Source organism: Pantoea sp. EA-12, assembly GCF_030053355.1.
Classification (GTDB): Bacteria; Pseudomonadota; Gammaproteobacteria; order Enterobacterales; family Enterobacteriaceae; genus Pantoea; species Pantoea vagans_C.
The window spans coordinates 26,778-46,905 of sequence record NZ_JASGBY010000015.1; the positions used below are offsets into that span (position 1 = coordinate 26,778).

The 20,128-nt window shown below is 54.1% G+C and carries 18 protein-coding genes; 13 read left to right on the top strand and 5 right to left on the bottom strand.

Going from position 1 to position 20,128, the window contains the following annotated elements:
• The first annotated feature begins 34 nt into the window (after positions 1–34).
• The 11 genes from atpG (at position 35) to QMZ30_RS19915 (ending at position 12,631) form a co-directional block, all read left to right on the top strand.
• Complete coding sequence (atpG, locus tag QMZ30_RS19865; RefSeq protein WP_283228683.1) at positions 35–901, top strand: F0F1 ATP synthase subunit gamma; 867 nt, start codon at positions 35–37, stop codon at positions 899–901.
• A gap of 63 nt (positions 902–964) precedes the next feature.
• A complete protein-coding gene (atpD, locus tag QMZ30_RS19870) occupies positions 965–2,362 on the top strand; it encodes a F0F1 ATP synthase subunit beta (RefSeq protein ID WP_039333004.1) in 1,398 nt (465 codons plus the stop codon).
• Positions 2,363–2,386: 24 nt separating this feature from the next.
• Positions 2,387–2,806 carry a F0F1 ATP synthase subunit epsilon gene (locus QMZ30_RS19875; RefSeq protein ID WP_034830038.1) on the top strand — a complete coding sequence of 140 codons (420 nt, stop codon included), beginning with the start codon at positions 2,387–2,389 and terminating at the stop codon, positions 2,804–2,806.
• Between the two features lie 270 nt (positions 2,807–3,076).
• Positions 3,077–4,447 (top strand): bifunctional UDP-N-acetylglucosamine diphosphorylase/glucosamine-1-phosphate N-acetyltransferase GlmU, encoded by a 1,371-nt coding sequence (gene glmU, locus QMZ30_RS19880; protein ID WP_283228684.1) that lies wholly within the window; start codon positions 3,077–3,079, stop codon positions 4,445–4,447.
• A gap of 270 nt (positions 4,448–4,717) precedes the next feature.
• Positions 4,718–6,547: a glutamine--fructose-6-phosphate transaminase (isomerizing) gene (glmS, locus tag QMZ30_RS19885; protein WP_283228685.1), complete on the top strand. Its 1,830-nt coding sequence runs from the start codon at positions 4,718–4,720 to the stop codon at positions 6,545–6,547.
• 178 nt (positions 6,548–6,725) lie between these two features.
• A complete protein-coding gene (gene pstS / locus QMZ30_RS19890) occupies positions 6,726–7,769 on the top strand; it encodes a phosphate ABC transporter substrate-binding protein PstS (protein WP_283228686.1) in 1,044 nt (347 codons plus the stop codon).
• 90 nt (positions 7,770–7,859) lie between these two features.
• On the top strand, positions 7,860–8,822 hold the full coding sequence (pstC, locus tag QMZ30_RS19895; protein WP_283228687.1) for a phosphate ABC transporter permease PstC: 963 nt from the start codon (positions 7,860–7,862) through the stop codon (positions 8,820–8,822).
• Complete coding sequence (gene pstA / locus QMZ30_RS19900; RefSeq protein ID WP_283228688.1) at positions 8,819–9,706, top strand: phosphate ABC transporter permease PstA; 888 nt, start codon at positions 8,819–8,821, stop codon at positions 9,704–9,706. The genes pstC and pstA overlap by 4 nt, the downstream gene beginning before the upstream one ends.
• A gap of 44 nt (positions 9,707–9,750) precedes the next feature.
• Positions 9,751–10,524, top strand: coding sequence for a phosphate ABC transporter ATP-binding protein PstB (gene pstB / locus QMZ30_RS19905; protein WP_034830029.1), 774 nt, complete (start codon positions 9,751–9,753; stop codon positions 10,522–10,524).
• A 14-nt stretch (positions 10,525–10,538) separates the two neighbouring features.
• Positions 10,539–11,273, top strand: coding sequence for a phosphate signaling complex protein PhoU (gene phoU, locus QMZ30_RS19910; protein ID WP_038643963.1), 735 nt, complete (start codon positions 10,539–10,541; stop codon positions 11,271–11,273).
• Positions 11,274–11,392: 119 nt separating this feature from the next.
• A complete protein-coding gene (locus QMZ30_RS19915; RefSeq protein ID WP_283228689.1) occupies positions 11,393–12,631 on the top strand; it encodes an MFS transporter in 1,239 nt (412 codons plus the stop codon).
• 114 nt (positions 12,632–12,745) lie between these two features.
• On the opposite strand, the gene yieH is transcribed toward QMZ30_RS19915, so the two are convergent.
• Complete coding sequence (yieH, locus tag QMZ30_RS19920) at positions 12,746–13,405, bottom strand: 6-phosphogluconate phosphatase (RefSeq protein WP_283228690.1); 660 nt, start codon at positions 13,403–13,405, stop codon at positions 12,746–12,748.
• Positions 13,406–13,556: 151 nt separating this feature from the next.
• Between yieH and QMZ30_RS19925 the strand changes: the two genes are divergently transcribed.
• Positions 13,557–14,870 carry an NCS2 family permease gene (locus QMZ30_RS19925; RefSeq protein ID WP_039331991.1) on the top strand — a complete coding sequence of 438 codons (1,314 nt, stop codon included), beginning with the start codon at positions 13,557–13,559 and terminating at the stop codon, positions 14,868–14,870.
• A 31-nt stretch (positions 14,871–14,901) separates the two neighbouring features.
• Here the strand turns inward: QMZ30_RS19925 and QMZ30_RS19930 are convergent, their stop codons facing one another.
• Positions 14,902–15,651 carry a 4'-phosphopantetheinyl transferase family protein gene (locus QMZ30_RS19930; RefSeq protein WP_058973185.1) on the bottom strand — a complete coding sequence of 250 codons (750 nt, stop codon included), beginning with the start codon at positions 15,649–15,651 and terminating at the stop codon, positions 14,902–14,904.
• Positions 15,652–15,942: 291 nt separating this feature from the next.
• On the opposite strand from QMZ30_RS19930, the gene QMZ30_RS19935 reads away from it, so the two are divergent.
• A complete protein-coding gene (locus QMZ30_RS19935; protein WP_283228691.1) occupies positions 15,943–16,455 on the top strand; it encodes a flavin reductase family protein in 513 nt (170 codons plus the stop codon).
• Here the strand turns inward: QMZ30_RS19935 and QMZ30_RS19940 are convergent.
• From QMZ30_RS19940 to mnmE, 3 genes are all read right to left on the bottom strand, one after another.
• Positions 16,437–17,486, bottom strand: coding sequence for a methyl-accepting chemotaxis protein (locus QMZ30_RS19940; RefSeq protein ID WP_283228692.1), 1,050 nt, complete (start codon positions 17,484–17,486; stop codon positions 16,437–16,439). The two genes, QMZ30_RS19935 and QMZ30_RS19940, sit on opposite strands and share 19 nt — an antisense overlap.
• 412 nt (positions 17,487–17,898) lie before the next feature.
• Positions 17,899–18,489 carry a malonic semialdehyde reductase gene (locus tag QMZ30_RS19945; RefSeq protein ID WP_283228693.1) on the bottom strand — a complete coding sequence of 197 codons (591 nt, stop codon included), beginning with the start codon at positions 18,487–18,489 and terminating at the stop codon, positions 17,899–17,901.
• Between the two features lie 226 nt (positions 18,490–18,715).
• On the bottom strand, positions 18,716–20,086 hold the full coding sequence (mnmE, locus tag QMZ30_RS19950) for a tRNA uridine-5-carboxymethylaminomethyl(34) synthesis GTPase MnmE (RefSeq protein WP_283228694.1): 1,371 nt from the start codon (positions 20,084–20,086) through the stop codon (positions 18,716–18,718).
• Positions 20,087–20,128 lie beyond the last annotated feature (42 nt).

The following is a 20,128-nucleotide window of genomic DNA, read 5'->3' on the forward strand; positions in this document are numbered from 1 at the left end:
AAAAGGCAGGCCGCAAGGCTTTGAGGAGAAGCTAATGGCCGGTGCAAAAGAAATACGTACCAAGATTGGAAGCGTAAAAAATACGCAGAAGATCACCAAAGCGATGGAAATGGTCGCCGCCTCCAAAATGCGTAAAACGCAGGAACGCATGGCGGCCAGCCGTCCGTATGCAGATACTATGCGCAAAGTGATTGGTCACCTTGCGTTGGGTAATCTGGAATACAAGCACCCTTACCTGGATGAGCGTGACGTTAAGCGCGTCGGCTACCTGGTCGTTTCGACTGACCGCGGGCTTTGTGGTGGTTTGAACATTAACCTGTTCAAAAAATTGCTGGCAGATATGAAGAGCTGGACGGATAAAGGTGTACAGAGCGATCTGGCCGTTATCGGTTCTAAAGGCAATTCATTCTTCGGCTCTGTCGGTGGCAACATCGTGGCACAGGTCACTGGTATGGGCGACAAGCCTGCACTGTCTGATCTTATCGGCCCAGTAAAAGTGATGTTGCAGGCCTATGATGAAGGTCGCATCGACAAGCTGTATATCGTCGGCAACAAGTTTAATAACACCATGTCTCAGACTCCGACCATTACCCAACTGCTGCCGTTACCGCCAGCGGAAGGTGAAGAAGAGATGAAGGCGAAGACCTGGGATTACCTGTACGAACCCGATCCGAAAGCGCTGCTGGATACTCTGCTGCGCCGTTATGTCGAATCGCAGGTTTATCAGGGTGTGGTGGAAAACCTGGCCAGTGAGCAGGCCGCACGTATGGTGGCAATGAAAGCTGCAACCGATAACGGCGGAAACCTGATCAAAGAGCTGCAGTTGGTTTACAACAAAGCTCGTCAGGCCAGCATCACCCAGGAACTTACCGAGATCGTCTCGGGAGCCTCCGCGGTTTAACCAGGCATATATCCTGTCGCGCGAGCGCGGCCGGATATTCTCGTATTAGGTAGAGGATTCAAGATGGCAGCTGGAAAGATTGTCCAGATTATCGGCGCCGTAGTTGACGTCGAATTCCCTCAGGACGCAGTACCGCAGGTATATAGCGCTCTTGAGGTTCAAAATGGTGACGCTCGTCTGGTGCTGGAAGTTCAGCAGCAGCTGGGTGGTGGCGTGGTGCGTACCATCGCCATGGGTACTTCTGATGGCCTGAAGCGCGGCCTGCAAGTAACCGACCTGAAAAAACCGATCCAGGTACCGGTTGGTAAAGCAACCCTCGGCCGTATCATGAACGTATTGGGTGAACCAATCGACATGAAAGGCGACCTGCAGAATGAAGACGGCACCACTGTAGAGGTTTCCTCTATTCACCGTGCTGCGCCTTCTTATGAAGATCAGTCTAACTCGCAAGAGCTGCTGGAAACCGGCATCAAGGTTATCGACCTGATGTGTCCGTTCGCTAAGGGCGGTAAAGTCGGTCTGTTCGGTGGTGCGGGTGTAGGTAAAACCGTAAACATGATGGAGCTGATCCGTAACATCGCGGCTGAGCACTCAGGTTATTCGGTATTTGCTGGTGTGGGTGAGCGTACTCGTGAGGGTAACGACTTCTACCACGAAATGACTGACTCCAACGTTATCGACAAAGTAGCGCTGGTGTATGGCCAGATGAACGAGCCGCCGGGTAACCGTCTGCGCGTAGCACTGACCGGCTTGACCATGGCGGAAAAATTCCGTGATGAAGGCCGTGACGTTCTGCTGTTCATCGACAACATCTATCGTTACACCCTGGCCGGTACTGAAGTATCAGCACTGCTGGGTCGTATGCCATCTGCGGTAGGCTACCAGCCAACGCTGGCAGAAGAGATGGGTGTGTTGCAGGAGCGTATTACCTCCACTAAGACCGGTTCAATCACCTCTGTGCAGGCCGTTTACGTTCCTGCGGATGACTTGACTGACCCGTCACCAGCAACCACCTTTGCTCACCTGGACTCAACCGTTACGCTGAGCCGTCAGATCGCCTCTCTGGGTATCTACCCAGCCGTTGACCCGCTGGATTCAACCAGCCGTCAGCTGGATCCACTGATCGTGGGTCAGGAGCACTATGATGTTGCGCGTGGCGTGCAGTCTCTGTTGCAGCGTTACCAGGAACTGAAAGACATCATCGCCATCCTGGGTATGGACGAGCTGTCTGAAGAAGACAAACTGTTGGTGGCACGTGCGCGTAAGATTCAGCGCTTCCTGTCTCAGCCGTTCTTCGTTGCTGAAGTCTTCACCGGTTCTCCAGGTAAGTACGTGACCCTGAAAGACACTATCCGTGGCTTCAAAGGCATCATGGAAGGCGAATTCGACCACCTGCCAGAGCAGGCGTTCTACATGGTCGGCGCTATCGACGAAGCTGTAGAAAAAGCGAAGAAACTGTAATAACGGTTTCCCAGGAGGAAGAGTATGGCTATGACTTATCATCTGGACGTTGTCAGCGCGGAGCAGCAAATGTTCTCCGGTCTGGTAGAGCGTATCCAGGTGTCAGGTAGCGAAGGTGAGCTGGGTATTTACCCTGGTCACGCCCCGCTGCTGACAGCCATCAAGCCTGGTATGATTCGCATCGTGAAACAGCACGGCGAAGAGGAGTATATCTACCTCTCTGGCGGCGTGCTGGAAGTACAGCCGGGTAGCACGACCGTTCTGGCCGACACTGCGATTCGCGGTGAAGACCTCGACGAAGCGCGCGCGCTGGAAGCGAAACGTAAAGCAGAAGAGCACATGAACAGCAGCCACGGTGACGTGGACTATGCTCAGGCTTCTGCGGAACTGGCGAAAGCCATCGCAAAACTGCGTGTCATCGAGCTGACCAAAAAAGCGATGTAATCAGGCTTTATGCGTCACGAAATGCCAGCCCAATGGGCTGGCATTTTTTTTGCCCGCTGCGCCGCACGACAAATTGCACTGAGTAAGTATCGGCTCGGGCATTTAACCCTACAAAGATCGTGCAACAGTGTTGTCGGATTGCCCTTTTGGGCAACCACCAGCACGGACTCGCCCCTTTCATCTTTATCCGCTAATTTCGCCCCGAGAAAAATGTAGTAATCTCAGAGGTAAACCTTACACTTTCGAAAGATAAATTGAGTCTGGATAGTTATGTCTACAAGCGCAATGAGTGTGGTGATCCTGGCCGCTGGCAAAGGCACCCGAATGTATTCCGATCTGCCAAAAGTGTTGCATACCCTGGCAGGTAAACCGATGGTTCAGCACGTGATCGATGCAGCAACCGGCCTTGGCGCTCAGCATGTGCATCTGGTCTATGGCCACGGTGGCGATCTGCTACAAGAGAAACTGGCACACAACAGCCTGAACTGGGTACTGCAGGCAGAGCAACTCGGTACGGGCCATGCGATGCAACAGGCGGCTCCGTTCTTTGCCGATGACGAAGATATCCTGATGTTGTATGGCGATGTGCCGCTGATCTCCCAGCCGACATTACAGCGCCTGCGCGAGGCTAAACCGGAAGGCGGTATTGGTCTGCTGACGGTGGTGCTGGATAACCCAACGGGCTATGGCCGCATCGTGCGTGAAAACGGCACCGTCACCGGGATTGTCGAGCAGAAAGATGCTTCAGCCGAACAGCTGAAAATCCCTGAGATCAACACCGGCATCCTGATTGCCAATGGCGGGGATCTCAAGCGCTGGTTGGCCAAGCTCGATAATAATAATGCACAGGGTGAATTCTACATCACCGATATCATTGCCATGGCGCACCACGAAGGTCGCGTGATCAATGCGGTCCATCCGGCTCGCATCAGTGAAACCGATGGCGTGAATAACCGCCTGCAACTGGCGACGCTGGAACGCGCCTACCAAAGCGAGCAGGCAGAAAAACTGCTGCTGGCGGGCGTGATGCTGCGCGATCCAGCCCGTTTCGATTTGCGTGGCACCCTGCAACATGGTCGTGATGTGGAGATCGATACCAACGTCATCATTGAAGGCCGTGTCACGCTGGGCAACCGCGTCAAGATAGGCGCTGGGTGCATCATCAAAAACAGCACGCTCGCTGATGACTGCGAAATCAGCCCCTATTCCGTCATCGAAGATGCCACGCTGGCCGCCGCTTGTACGGTTGGACCCTTTGCGCGTCTGCGCCCTGGCTGCGAGTTGGCGGAAGAGGCACACGTCGGCAATTTCGTTGAGATGAAAAAAGCCACCTTGGGCAAAGGCTCTAAAGCGGGTCATCTTTCTTATCTCGGTGACGCTGAGATCGGCGCGGGCGTGAATATCGGGGCGGGCACCATTACCTGCAACTACGATGGCGCGAACAAATCGAAAACCATTATCGGCGACAACGTGTTTGTGGGTTCTGATACTCAGCTGGTGGCACCGGTCACGGTGGCGGCGGGCGCGACTATCGCAGCGGGCACCACCGTCATGAAAGACGTGTTAGCGGATGATCTGGTCTACAACCGCAAAGAACAGAACCAAAAATCGGGCTGGCAGCGCCCGGTTAAGAAAAAATAAATTTAAAAGGGCCGGCAAAGATCGGCCCAATAGCAATAAATACCCAAAATAATTCGAGTCCCCTCATGGGGCCTACTTTTGGTTCAGGAAGGCGGCAAGTGCATGAATCCTCAGGAGCTTACTGAAGTAAGTGACTGAGGTGAATGCACGTAGCCAACGCACCTGCAACTCGAAGTATGAAGGGTATATCCCCAACTCTCTACAAGGCTCGGGGAACGTCAGCTCAAAAGACAACGCAATGGCCGAAAGCCATGAAGTCAGGAAATTATTATGTGTGGAATTGTTGGTGCAGTAGCGCAGCGTGACATCGCAGAAATTCTGCTGGAAGGTCTGCGTCGTCTTGAATATCGCGGTTATGACTCTGCTGGTCTGGCAGTGGTTGACCGCCAGGGCCATATGACGCGTCTGCGTCGTCTGGGTAAAGTGGCGAATCTGGCGGAAGCGGCTGAACAGCAACCGCTGATTGGTGGAACCGGTATCGCGCACACGCGTTGGGCAACCCACGGTGAGCCGTCAGAGGCCAATGCGCATCCGCATATCTCTGAGCACATCATCATTGTTCATAACGGCATCATTGAGAACCATGAGCCACTGCGCGCCCAGATGATCGAACGTGGCTACAGCTTCGCTTCAGAAACCGATACCGAAGTGGTCGCGCATCTGGTGCATTGGGAGCAGAAGCAGGGCGGCACACTGCGCGAAGTGGTGTTGCGCGTTATCCCGCAACTGCGCGGTGCTTATGGCATGGTGATCATGGACAGCCGCGATCCCTCCGTGCTGGTGGCCGCCCGTTCCGGCAGCCCGCTGGTCATTGGCCGCGGCGTGGGTGAAAACTTTATCGCTTCCGATCAGCTGGCCCTGCTACCGGTGACCCGCCGCTTTATGTATCTGGAAGAGGGCGATATCGCCGAGATTACCCGTCGCGAGGTCACCATTATCGATCGTGATGGTAAACCCGCTAAGCGCGCGGAAATCGAATCCACCGCGCAGTACGATGCCGGTGATAAAGGTGCCTATCGCCACTACATGCAGAAAGAGATCTACGAGCAACCAAACGCGATTAAAAACACCATCACCGGTCGTTTTAATCACGGGCAAATCGATCTCAGCGAGCTGGGTGCCAATGCCGAAGCGTTGCTGAGCCAGGTCGAGCACATCCAGATTATCGCCTGCGGCACCTCGTATAACTCCGGAATGGTGTCACGCTACTGGTTTGAGTCGCTGGCCAACATTCCTTGCGACGTGGAAATCGCCTCTGAATTCCGCTATCGCAAATCTGCCGTGCGTAAAAACAGCCTGCTGATCACCCTGTCGCAATCGGGTGAGACGGCTGACACGCTGGCTGCACTGCGCCTGTCAAAAGAGCTGGGTTATCTTGGCTCGCTGGCTATCTGTAACGTTGCCGGTTCTTCCCTGGTGCGTGAATCGGATCTGGCGCTGATGACCAAAGCCGGTACTGAAATCGGTGTCGCCTCGACCAAAGCGTTCACCACGCAGTTAGCGGTATTGCTGATGCTGGTGGCGAAACTCGGCCGTCTGCACGGCATGAAGCCAGAAACCGAGCATGAGATTGTGCATGCGCTGCAGGCATTGCCGAGCCGTATCGAGCAGATGCTGGCACAGGATAAGGTGATTGAGAGCCTGGCTGAAGGGTTCTCCGACAAGCATCACGCACTGTTCCTTGGCCGTGGCGATCAGTACCCAATCGCCATGGAGGGCGCGCTGAAGCTGAAAGAGATCTCCTATATTCATGCTGAAGCCTACGCGGCCGGAGAGCTGAAACACGGCCCGCTGGCGCTGATTGATGCCGATATGCCGGTGATCGTCGTTGCGCCTAACAACGAACTGCTGGAGAAGCTGAAATCCAACATCGAAGAGGTACGCGCACGCGGCGGTCTGCTGTATGTGTTTGCCGATCAGGATGCCGGCTTTACGGACAGTGATGGCATGAAAATTATCTCTCTGCCGCACGTTGAAGAAGTGATTGCTCCGATCTTCTATACTGTTCCTTTACAGCTGCTTTCATACCATGTTGCGCTGATTAAAGGCACCGACGTTGATCAGCCGCGTAACCTGGCGAAATCGGTTACCGTTGAATAATCAGTAAAAATAGCGGGTCTGCAATGGGCCCGCTTGAATTTTCAACGCTGTCACATAACTGTCATATTTCGTACATTTCACTGTCATCAAACTGTCCTATTTTCCCTCCAGCAGCAATCACTGACTCCTACTAAAAAAGGCATTGAGCCTGATTTTTTTTAAATCCCCTGGAGGGAACATGACACTGATGCGTACATCCGTAGCCCGAATCCTCGCCGCCACCTTCGCAGTAAGCGCGGTATCTGCTTTTGCAGCCACCGATCTGACTGGCGCTGGCGGTACATTCCCGGCACCGGTTTATGCCAAGTGGGCAGCAGAATACCAGCAAGCCACCGGTAGCAAAATCAACTATCAGGGTATTGGTTCTTCAGGCGGCGTGAAGCAAATCATCGCTAAAACCGTTGATTTCGGTGCGTCTGATGCGCCGATGGCTGATGCCGATCTGGAAAAAAATGGTCTGTTCCAGTTCCCTACCGTTATCGGTGGTGTGGTGCTGGCCGTTAACATCCCAGGCGTGAAATCAGGTGAATTGACCCTCGACGGCAAAACCGTCGGTGACATCTACCTGGGCAACATCAAAAAGTGGAACGACCCGGCGATCACTAAACTGAACCCAGGCGTAAAACTGCCAGACACCAACATCAACGTGGTTCGCCGTGCTGATGGTTCAGGTACCTCTTTCGTGTTCACCAGCTACCTGTCTAAAGTCAACGCAGACTGGAACAGCAAAATTGGTAAAGGCAACACCGTTAACTGGCCTACCGGTCTGGGCGGCAAAGGTAATGATGGCGTTGCCGCCTTCGTACAGCGTCTGCCGGGTTCAATTGGCTACGTTGAGTATGCTTACGCGAAGCAAAACAACCTGACTTACACCAAACTGGTTGATGCAGACGGTAAAGCTGTTGCACCAAGCGAAGCCAGCTTTGCGAATGCTGCGAAAGGCGCAAACTGGAGCGAATCTTTCGCTCAAGACCTGACCTTCCAGAAAGGCAACGACGCATGGCCGATCACCTCAACCACGTTCATCCTGATTTACAAAGATCAGGCGAATGCTGAGAAGGGTGCTGAAGTGCTGAAGTTCTTCGACTGGGCTTACAAAGGCGGCAGCAAAACTGCAACCTCACTGGACTACGCTGCACTGCCAGAAAGCGTGGCTAACCAGATTCGTACTGCCTGGAAAGCGAACATCAAAGACAGCGCCGGCAAAGCGATTTACAAGTAAGCGAATGACCCGGTCAGCCCACCAGGCTGGCCCACCCCGATGGGCGGCATAACATGCCGCCCTGAACTTCCTCTGAGAACCGAGAAACTTATGGCTGCCACTAAGCCGACGTTCAAAGCCCCAGGTAAACAAGGTGACATGATTTTTGGCGCGCTGGTGAAACTTTCCGCGCTAATCGTCTTGTTGTTGATGGGTGGCATTATCGTCTCCCTGATTTTCTCCTCTTGGCCAAGCATCCAGAAATTTGGTTTTTCCTTCTTATGGACCAAAACCTGGGATGCGCCAAATGAACAATTTGGTGCGCTGGTACCGATTTACGGCACCCTCGTCACCTCTCTTATTGCCCTGATCATCGCTGTCCCGGTGAGCTTCGGCATTGCGCTGTTCCTGACGGAACTGGCGCCCAACTGGTTGCGTCGCCCGCTGGGCACGGCGATTGAGCTGCTGGCCGCGATCCCCAGTATCGTTTACGGCATGTGGGGCCTGTTTATCTTCGCCCCGCTGTTCGCAGAGTACTTCCAGACGCCGGTCGGCAATATCATGTCGAACATTCCGATTGTGGGGACCCTGTTCTCAGGCCCGGCGTTCGGTATCGGTATTCTGGCTGCTGGCGTGATCCTCGCCATCATGATCATCCCGTACATCGCATCGGTGATGCGTGATGTGTTTGAGCAGACGCCGGTGATGATGAAAGAGTCCGCCTACGGCATTGGTTGCACCACCTGGGAAGTGATCTGGCGCATCGTGCTGCCGTTCACCAAAAACGGGGTCATCGGTGGCGTGATGTTGGGTCTGGGTCGTGCACTGGGTGAAACCATGGCCGTGACCTTTATCATCGGTAACACCTACCAGCTCGACAGCGCCTCGCTGTTTATGCCGGGCAACAGTATTACTTCCGCGCTGGCGAACGAGTTTGCAGAAGCCGAATCGGGCGTGCACGTGGCGGCACTGATGGAACTGGGTCTGATCCTGTTCGTGATTACCTTTATCGTGCTGGCGATCTCCAAACTGATGATCCTGCGTCTGGCGAAGAGTGAAGGAGCCCGTTCATGACAGCGATTGAAATGCAGTCTCGTGCTGAGCTGGAAGCGTCTCGCCGCAAAATGCAGGCGTGGCGGAGCACCAAAAACAAAATCGCGTTGACGTTATCCATGCTGACCATGGCCTTTGGCCTGTTCTGGCTGATTTGGATTCTGTTCACCACCGTCACCAAAGGTATTGATGGCCTGAGCTGGTCGCTGTTTACAGAATCAACGCCGCCACCGAACACCGCAGGCGGTGGTTTAGCCAACGCCCTGGCCGGCAGTGGATTACTGATTCTGTGGTCAACGGTGATTGGTACGCCACTGGGCATTATGGCGGGTATCTATCTGGCCGAATATGGCCGCAAGCACTGGTTAGCAGAAGTGATTCGCTTCATTAACGACATCCTGTTGTCAGCGCCCTCGATTGTGGTTGGTTTGTTCGTTTACACCATCGTCGTCGCGCAGATGCAGCACTTCTCTGGTTGGGCGGGCGTGGTGGCATTGGCACTGTTGCAGATTCCAATCGTTATCCGTACGTCAGAAAACATGCTGCGTCTGGTGCCAGACAGCATGCGTGAAGCGGCTTATGCGCTGGGTACGCCAAAGTGGAAGATGATTTCCGCCATTACGCTGAAAGCCTCGGTATCCGGCATCATTACCGGTGTCCTGCTGGCCGTCGCGCGTATTGCGGGTGAAACGGCACCGCTGCTGTTTACCGCGCTGTCGAACCAGTTCTGGAGCACCGACATGATGCAGCCCATCGCGAACTTGCCGGTGACCATCTTCAAATTCGCCATGAGCCCGTTTGCCGAATGGCAAAGTCTGGCGTGGGCGGGTGTGTTGATTATCACCCTGTGCGTGCTGCTGCTGAACATTGTCGCGCGTGTTGTTTTCGCCAAGGGCAAACATTAATTCCCCGGCGCGGCTTCGGCGGCGCTGCACAAGAGAGATGAGCAATGAGTATGGCAACGACTTCTGCCGGTAAAATTCAGGTTCGCAATCTGAACTTCTATTACGGTAAGTTTCACGCTCTGAAGAACATTAACCTGGATATCGCGAAGAACCAGGTCACCGCCTTCATTGGACCGTCAGGCTGTGGTAAATCGACCCTGCTGCGCACCTTCAACAAAATGTACTCGCTCTATCCAGAGCAGCGTGCGGAAGGTGACATTCTGTTGGATGGCGACAACATTCTGGCTTCCCATCAGGACATCGCCCTGCTGCGTGCACGTGTGGGTATGGTGTTCCAGAAGCCCACGCCGTTCCCGATGTCGATTTATGACAACATCGCCTTCGGTGTGCGTCTGTTTGAAAAACTGTCACGTGCCGATATGGACGAACGCGTGCAGTGGGCGCTGACCAAAGCCGCACTGTGGAATGAAACCAAAGACAAGCTGCATCAGAGCGGTTACAGTCTCTCCGGCGGCCAGCAGCAGCGTCTGTGTATTGCACGCGGCATCGCGATTCGCCCGGAAGTGCTGTTGCTGGATGAGCCATGCTCGGCACTTGACCCAATCTCAACCGGTCGTATTGAAGAGCTGATAACTGAGCTGAAGCAGGATTACACCGTGGTGATCGTGACGCACAACATGCAGCAAGCCGCGCGTTGTTCTGACCATACCGCTTTCATGTATCTGGGCGAACTGATTGAGTTCAGCGACACCGATACACTGTTTACCAAGCCCGCACAGAAGCAGACCGAAGATTACATCACCGGTCGTTACGGCTGATTCAGGAGACGCACATGGACAATTTGAATCTGAACAAACACATCTCCGGTCAGTTCAACGCGGAGCTGGAACACATTCGCACTCAGGTGATGATCATGGGTGGCATGGTGGAGCAGCAGCTCACCGATGCCATTACCGCGATGCATAATCAGGATGGCGAGCTGGCACGTCGCGTGATCGACGGTGACCAGAAGGTCAACATGATGGAAGTGGAGATTGATGAAGCCTGCGTGCGCATCATCGCCAAACGTCAGCCTACCGCCAGCGATTTACGCCTGGTGATGGCGATCATCAAGACCATCTCTGAGCTGGAGCGTATTGGTGACGTGGCTGAAAAAATCAGCCGCACGGCGCTGGAGAAGTTCAGCCAGCAGCATCTGCCGTTGCTGGTCAGCCTGGAGTCTCTGGGCCGCCACACCGTGCAAATGCTGCATGACGTGCTGGATGCGTTTGCGCGTATGGATCTGAATGAAGCCATTAAGATCTACCGCGAAGACAAGAAAGTGGATAAAGAGTATGAAGGCATCGTGCGCCAGCTGATGACCTACATGATGGAAGACCCACGCACCATCCCCAGCGTACTCACAGCTCTGTTCTGCGCCCGTGCGATTGAGCGTATCGGCGACCGTTGCCAGAACATCTGCGAAATTATCTTCTATTTCGTGAAAGGTCAGGATTTCCGTCACGTGGGCGGCGACAAGCTGGATGAACTGCTGTCCGGCGATGACGGCAGCAACAAACCCTCTTAATTGCCGTTTCGGCTGCCTGTTGCCACTGTGGCACTCAGGCAGCTATCTTCATTTCTGATTGGTCTCCGCGATTTCCTCTCTTTATACTTGGCGCACTTTTCTCTGCCAGGTGCTGTTACATGTCTTCCGCAAAACCAAAAAAAAATGCCGTCACACCGGCTAAAGCGATGCTGGCCGCCATCAGTGGCTACGCGATGGACGGATTTGATCTGCTTATTCTGGGCTTTATGTTACCGGCGATCAGCGTTTCGCTGGCGCTCGATCCTTCTCAGGCCGGTTCGCTGGTCACCTGGACACTGATTGGTGCGGTGATAGGCGGCATTGTGTTTGGCCATCTCAGCGATCGCTATGGCCGCATTCGCATCCTCACCGTCACGATTCTGATGTTCTCCGTATTTACCGGACTCTGTGCGGTGGCGCAGGGGTACTGGGATTTACTGGCTTACCGCACGCTGGCGGGCGTGGGCTTGGGCGGTGAGTTTGGTATCGGCATGGCTTTGATTGCCGAAGCCTGGCCGAAAGAGAAGCGCAACCGCGCCTCCGCCTGGGTGGGCATTGGCTGGCAGCTCGGCGTGTTGCTGGCGGCGTTTATCACTCCGCCGCTGTTGAGCGTGATTGGCTGGCGCGGCATGTTCCTGGTGGGCTTGCTGCCTGCGCTGGTGTCATTTGTGATTCGTCGCAGCATGGGCGAGCCTGAGGGCTTTACTCAACACGTAGAGAAAACCCCACAGCTGTCGTTTGCTGCGCGCATCAAACTGCTGTTTGCCGATCGCGCCACCAGCAAAGCCAGCCTTGGCATCTTTATTCTTTGCTCGGTGCAAAACTTTGGTTATTACGGCTTGATGATTTGGATGCCAAGCTATCTGTCATCCAGCTTTGGCTTTAGCCTGACCAAATCGGGTCTCTGGACAGCGGTCACCGTGGTCGGCATGACCTTTGGTATCTGGCTGTTTGGCGTGCTGGCCGATCGCTTTGCGCGCTGGAAAATTTTCCTGCTGTATCAGTTCGGTGCGGTGGCCATGGTGGTAGTGTATGCGCAACTGCGTGACCCGACGGTGATGCTGTTTACCGGGGCCATCATGGGGATGTTTGTGAATGGCATGATTGGCGGCTACGGTGCCCTGATCTCTGACACCTTCCCGCCACAGGCACGCGCCACTGCGCAGAACGTTTTGTTCAATCTGGGACGCGGTGTGGGTGGCTTTGGCCCGTTAGTTATCGGCTTGCTGGCGGCAAAAATCTCGTTTACCGCCGCCATCACGCTGCTGGCGCTGATTTATCTGCTGGATATTGTCGCCACACTGTTCCTGTTGCCGAAGAAGCAGAGTAACGAAGATTCGCTGGGCGCGATTGGTTAAAATTTCCTGGTGCGCATGAATGCGCACCCTACGAAATCATGTGTGGATCTTACCTGTGCACTGATAAAAATCGTACGTCGGTTTCTGTAGGGGTGGCATTCATGCCGCCCTGGTTTACACCAAATCCCATCCTCTGGCGCGCCACAGATCTGGCAATTGCGCCATATCCTCGAAGCGCGTCACCAGCGGGTGGTCCAGTTCAGGATTGTGCGCATCAGCGCAGTAGTAAAACACCGGAATACCCGCCGCAATGCCGGCTCGCGCACCCGCTTCTGAATCATCCACCAGAATGCATTTCTCAATCGGCACCTGCATCTGTTCCGCGGCGTGGTACATCAGTTCGGGATCGGGCTTCCAGTGATTGATGTCATAACCGCTATACAGGCGGCCATCGAGATACGGCAGCATGCCGGTTAAACCCAGTGAATGCTGCATCTTTTTCACCGTGCCGTTCGACACCACGCACATCGGCACTTTTACCTGCTCAATAAGCGGTTTTGCGCCGGCAATCGGCTGCAAATCGAGGTCAAACAGACGCGCCACTTCAGCGCGATAAGCGGTTTCAAACTCGTCGATGGGTACCGCTTTCTGATGCTGTGCGAGCACGTCACGCACGATGTCGTAAAGCTTCACGCCTTTGTACTGCTCAAACATCTGCTGCAAAGAGAGTTCAATACCGTAGCGGGCAAAGGTGTTGACGTAAGACTGCGTACAGATCACTTCACTATCGACCAGCGTACCGTCGCAATCGAAAAAAACACATTCAACTGACATCGCACATCATCCTTTTAGTAAACAACCAGCTGACACTGTATCGCACTGAGCGCAGAAAGCGACCCTGAGCCAACCGGTTGCGAATAATCAGTGTTTTGCCGGGCTAAAATCTATAGGATACGCGGCGATTAATTTTTTTCGGGACAGTTGAATGAACAATCAGGGCTTGTTGCAGCGCATGTTTAAGCTGCAGGAACACGGCACAACCGCGCGCACGGAAGTGATCGCCGGTTTCACGACTTTCCTGACGATGGTGTACATCGTCTTCGTTAACCCACAGATCCTTGGCGCAGCGGGCATGGATACCCAGGCGGTGTTCGTTACCACCTGTTTGATTGCTGCGTTTGGCAGCATCCTAATGGGGCTGGTGGCAAACCTGCCCGTCGCGTTGGCACCGGCGATGGGCCTAAATGCGTTTTTCGCCTTTGTGGTGGTTGGCGCCATGGGATATTCATGGCAGGTCGGCATGGGCGCGATTTTCTGGGGCGCACTGGGCTTGCTGATCCTGACGCTGCTGCGCGTACGCTACTGGATGATTGCTAACATCCCGATGAGCCTGCGTGTGGGTATCACAGCCGGTATTGGGCTGTTTATTGCGATGATGGGGCTGAAAAACGCCGGAATCATCGTGCCGAATGCCGACACCATTGTGACGGTCGGCAATCTGACCTCACACAGCGTGCTACTCGGCGCACTCGGCTTCTTCATCATTGCGATTTTGGCCTCACGCAATATTCATGCGGCGGTGCTGGTTTCGATTGTGGTGACCACGGTGATTGGCTTGGTGATTGGCGATGTGAAGTTCAGCGGTGTGTTTGCCGCGCCTCCAGCCGTGACGTCCGTGGTGGGCCAGGTCGATATCAAAGGCGCGTTTAACATCGGTATGGCGGGCGTGATCTTCTCCTTTATGTTGGTCAACCTGTTCGACTCTTCCGGTACGCTGATTGGCGTGACCGATAAAGCCGGACTTACCGATGAGAAAGGCACCTTCCCGCGTATGAAGCAGGCGCTGTATGTGGATAGCATCAGCTCGGTCACCGGCTCGTTGATTGGCACCTCTTCCGTGACTGCCTACATTGAGAGTTCATCGGGTGTGGCGATTGGCGGCCGCACGGGCTTGATGGCGGTGATCACCGGGATTCTGTTCCTGCTGGTGATGTTCCTGTCGCCGCTGGCCGCGATGGTGCCGTCCTATGCCGCTGCAGGTGCGTTGATCTATGTCGGCGTGCTGATGACTGCGTCGTTGTCGCGTGTGCGCTGGGATGACCTCACCGAAGCGGTGCCGGCATTTGTTACCGCCGCCATGATGCCGTTTAGCTTCTCGATCACCGAAGGTATCGCGCTGGGCTTCATCTCGTACTGTGTGATGAAGCTTGGCACAGGACGCTGGCGTGAAATTAGCCCGTGCGTGGTGATTGTTGCCCTGCTGTTTGTGCTGAAAATCGCGTTTATCGACGCGCATTAAAAGAAACAGGCCGCGATTGCGGCCTGTTTTGTTATGGATGGCTGATTTCTTGTGGCGTGCTCACCAAACTGGTGAGGCGCAGTGATCGCGGACCGATATTCGGTTTGTTCATTTCCACGTCTCGCAGCGGCTGCCACTGGTGCTGGGCATCAATTTCCCACAGACACAGACGCTCGGTGCCGGGAGAAAGCGCGCACGACCACACCAGCATCGGTTCGGCATCACACACCGCCTGAATATCGGGGAATACGCTGGAACGCAGGCGGCCCGCAGCCGGATGTAACTGCAAGGTACCGATGCCGCTCTCCGCTTCTCCGGTCAACTTGAGAATACTTTGGCGCAGGGTCCAGATTTGCGTCACCGCTTCCATAAAATCCTGCTGCGCATTAATCCAGGCTTTCTCACCCGAGGAGAGATCCTGTGTTAAGGCATCCTGCGTCTGGCGGCTGTGAGCGCGCACAATCTCCATATCCAACCCGGCACGTCCACCTTCCTCTGCCAGTAGCACGCCAACCATATTGCCCGCATAGGCAATACTAAAGTCAGGAAGGTTGGGATCGGCAAAACAGGGGCGGCCACTGCTGGTGGTGGTGAGCAGCGGCAGTTCACGAATGCCATAAACGCGTAGCATCAGCTGCGCCAGCAATTCGCGTGCGGCAAGAAAGCGGCTGCGGCGCTTATCAGGGAAGCGCTCAGCGCTGTTAATCACATCCTGTGGAACTCGCAGTCGCTCTGAAGAGAGCGGCGAATTTCCCATCCAACGTACAAAATGACTAGCCATCTGTCGCTCCGTGAAAATGGTCAGATAATCATCAAATCTATTGTAAGAATTTTCTCATGGGTTTGCATCCGGCATAACATCTAATGACCAAAAATTCAGATAACACCGAAGCGGCAGCTAATCCCAATCTACGACTTTGTATATAACGCTTTTGCTGATTCTGTCCGTAAAGGATGCCGTACAGCCTGATGTGGTGTAGGATTTGGACAGCAAAACAGCACATCGAAGTGCGCAAACAATCCACCTTAAGTAATCGTGCTCATCGCAGCCGCACGCACGTTGGAGTTTTTTATGTCACTAGCCTCACTTACTCGCCAGGAATCGATCTCTCTGGATGAATTTCGTCATGGTATGCGTCGCTTAACCGCGGGCGTGTCATTGGTTACCACCGAGTTTGAGGGCGAAAAGCTGGGGCTGATTGCCACGTCAGTTAGCTCACTGGCTGCCGAGCCACCAAGTTTGCTGGTGTGCGTTAATCGTAGCGCATCCAGCCACGATGCATTCGTCAATGCGGGCCACTTTGCCGTGAACGTATTGCGTGAGCAGCACGACGATTTATGCGCCCAGTTCAGTCAGTCTGCACGTCGTGCTGAACGCTTCCAGAGCGGCGAATGGCAAACGCTGAATACCGGTGCACCGGTATTGGCTGATGCGCTGGTGAGTTTTGACTGTCAGCTGGAAAAAGTGGTGGAGTGGAACACGCATAGCGTACTGCTGGCGCGTATCGTCGGCATCTCGCTGCCGGGCGAAGCGGCAGAGCCAATGATTTACTTCAACAGCGGTTTTCATCGCTTGGGTGATTGAGCCTCACGCTGTTCAATCACGCCGTACCAACCTAATCCCTGATAGCTCTCGTAACCGGGCGTCAGGGCAAAAGCGACCTGGCGTCCATTTTCAGGCTGCCAGCTGCCTGAGTTTTGCCCCTGTGTGTTCAAGCGAAAAGCCTCGCCAGGCTGCGCGTTTGCATCGGAACTGGCGATGACGCGATGTTTTGAATCAAGAATCATACAGCGTGAGCGTGTCCACTCCTCTTTGCTCAGGCGGACATTATTCACTACGGCGGCGGCTTGTGGCGCCCAGTCAAAGAATATCAGTAGACTGCCCAGCACGCGTCCTGTGTTGCTTCCACCCTCTCGGATCGCAGTGCCATAGGTCGCCACTGCGGCATGATGCAATTGCGGTAGTGTCATGATGTCTGCGGCGACATAATCAGCACCGCTGCGGGTGTTAATGGCCTGGCGGAAGGCGTCAAGGTGACGAACATTCTGTTGGCGCAGTGGATAACGGTCACCACGCCCGTTGGCGAGAATATTGCCTTGTGCATCGGTTATCCAGATATCGAGATAAACCGTATAGCTATCCAGAATCACCGATAACCGCTCGGCCGCATGTTGGCATGCATCCACATCGCCGTTCAGTGCACAATTAACTACCGCGGCATCTGTCGCCCACCAGCGCACATCGCAAGAACGTTCATAGAGATTGCGATCAATAATGTCGATCATATTGAGCGCCAAATCGATACAGCGTTGACTTTCATGGCGCTGGATCTGCTGAATCATCACATCTCCAAGCGAGGTCAGCTCTGACAGCGAACCAGATAACTCTTTGGTCAGACTTTGCGTGATGTCCCCAATATTGGTTGATACTTGTTTGACTTGATTTGCCACTACGGCAAAGCCGCGGCCCGCCTCTCCCGCTCGTGCGGCTTCAATTAACGCATTAAGAGCCAGTATGGTGGTTTCTCGATTAATATCATTAATGTCTTCAATTTTGGCATCCGCCATTTTTCGAATGGCATAGCTGAGTTCAACAATTTCACGCGGATCAGTCATGGGATATTCAGCCCTCGAAGTCATAAGAGGAATGCAGCCGAATCTATGGCGTGGGTAATAGGATTACAACGCCACAGGCAGTTTGTTTGTCATTTATTGTAAGCATGGAAATTTAATGCTGTCATTATTATGAAATAAGCTGAATATGCCATTTGGCTTAAGTTTCAATGAGTTTGTTTTAATTTGTTCAGTATCAATAAATTAACTGTCATATGAAAATCATATGATGGAAGAGGTAAAGGTGATGTATGCGCTGCAGGTTTAAAAGGTAAGAATAATTAATTTTGGTGTATCGTGGGAAATTCGTGGTGAAGAGAAATACGATATGTGGCAATTTGCCCTAAGAACACGATATTAAATATCGATACTCAAACTTAATTTGCGCCGAAATTTATCCCGGCGCGGCACTTTATCAGGCAAATTTGCTGGCTTCATCAAAGCCCAAACGCGGTAAACGCGAATGTAATTTACTGGCTTCGCCGTAGCCGAGATTGATCAGTAAATTCACCTGCCATTTGCTTTCGCTGAAGAAGGCTTCGTTCACTTTTGCGGGATCAAATCCAGACATTGGACCGGCATCCAGCCCTAGCGAGCGCGCGGCCATAATCAAGTAGCCAGCCTGCAGGCTGCTATTACGGAATGCGGTCTCTTTGGCCAGATCTGGGCTGCTGGTGAACCAGCTACGCGCATCGCCGTGCGGGAAGAGCTTGGGTAACGCTTCGTAGAACTCAGGATCCCACGCCACAATTACCGTTGCCGGTGCCGCCATGGTTTTATCCACATTGCCAGAGGAGAGTGCGGGCTTCAGCTTCTCTTTGCCTTCCTGAGACGTGACAAACACGAAACGACCCGGCGAGCAGTTGGCCGACGTCGGGCCAAGCGCGGTCAGACTGTACAGCTGCTGCAACACATCGTGAGAGATCGGTTTGTCCTGCCAGTAGCTGTGCGTGCGGGCTTCATTGAACAGCGCGTTTAGCGCCACGCTGTCGAGCGGTGTACTCATGTTTCTCTCCTGTTCAGGTCGCATCCGCGCCTGATTTTTAGCATGAATAGTCGATAGAACGGGTGCGCTTTAGCGCAGACCCGCGATCGTTATACTGCAAAGGAGAGGGGGAGCCAAATAACAAAGATGCATGTTTACCGAGATCCCAGTGCGCATAAATGCGCACTCTACAGAATCTCGTAAACTGATTGTTGGCTCGCCATTTATAGCGACCGAACGGCAGGAATTACTTACCAATACAGAAACTGGAGAAAATTCGGCCCAACAGATCGTCGGAGGTGAATTCCCCGGTGATTTCGCTCAATGACTGCTGTGCCAGGCGCAACTCTTCCGCCAGCAGTTCGCCTGCTCGGGCACCCAACAGCTGATCCTGACCCTGCTGTAAGTGAGTGGCGGCTAACTCCAGCGCCTGCAAGTGGCGGCGGCGCGCCAGGAATCCACCTTCCATATTGCCCGAGAAGCCCATGCTCTGTTTAAGATGGTCACGCAGCGCATCAACACCCTCGCCAGTACGCGCGGAGAGGCGAATCAGTGAGTGGTCATTCACTTCGGTTAAACCCAGCACTTCACCGGTCATATCGGCTTTGTTACGCACGACGGTAATCGGCAGCTGCGCAGGCAAACGCGCGACGAAATCGGGCCAGATTGCGGCCGCTTCCGTGGCATCGGTGGTGGTGCCATCGACCATAAACAGCACGCGGTCAGCCTGCTCGATTTCCTGCCACGCACGCTCAATACCGATGCGTTCAACTTCATCGCTGGCTTCACGCAATCCGGCGGTATCAATGATGTGCAGCGGCATGCCGTCGATATGGATATGCTCGCGCAGGACATCGCGTGTAGTGCCGGCGATATCCGTCACGATTGCTGCTTCGCGGCCAGCCAGCGCGTTGAGCAAGCTGGATTTACCGGCATTGGGACGACCGGCAATCACCACTTTCATCCCTTCACGCAGCAGGCTGCCCTGACGCGCTTCGGCGCGCACGCCATTCAGATCGCCGATCACCGCATTCAACTGCGCTTCAATTTTGCCGTCAGAGAGGAAGTCGATCTCCTCGTCAGGGAAATCAATGGCCGCTTCCACGTAGATGCGCAGGTGAGTAAGTGCTTCCACAAGTGCATTAACACGCAGGGAAAATGCGCCTTGCAGTGAGTTTACGGCAGAACGTGCCGCCTGCTCTGAGCTGGCATCGATTAAGTCAGCGATGGCTTCTGCCTGCGCCAGATCGAGTTTGTCGTTCAGGAACGCGCGCTCTGAGAATTCACCAGGTTGTGCGATACGCACGCCGGGTAGCGCCACGATGCGTTTCAGCAGCAGGTCGAGGATGACCGGGCCGCCGTGGCCTTGCAATTCCAGCACATCTTCGCCGGTAAAAGAGTTCGGGCCGGGAAACCACAGCGCAATACCCTGATCCAGCACACTGCCATCCGCATCATTAAACGGCAGATAGTCGGCGTAACGCGGTTTCGGCAGCTTGCCCAACACGGCTTGCGCAATGTCAGCGGCTTTCGCGCCAGAAATACGCAAAATACCCACGCCGCCACGGCCGGGAGGCGTGGCCTGGGCAACGATGGTGTCGCTGTGGCTATGGCTCATGATTGACCTTCTTTTTAAACAAAAAAACAGGGCGACATAAAT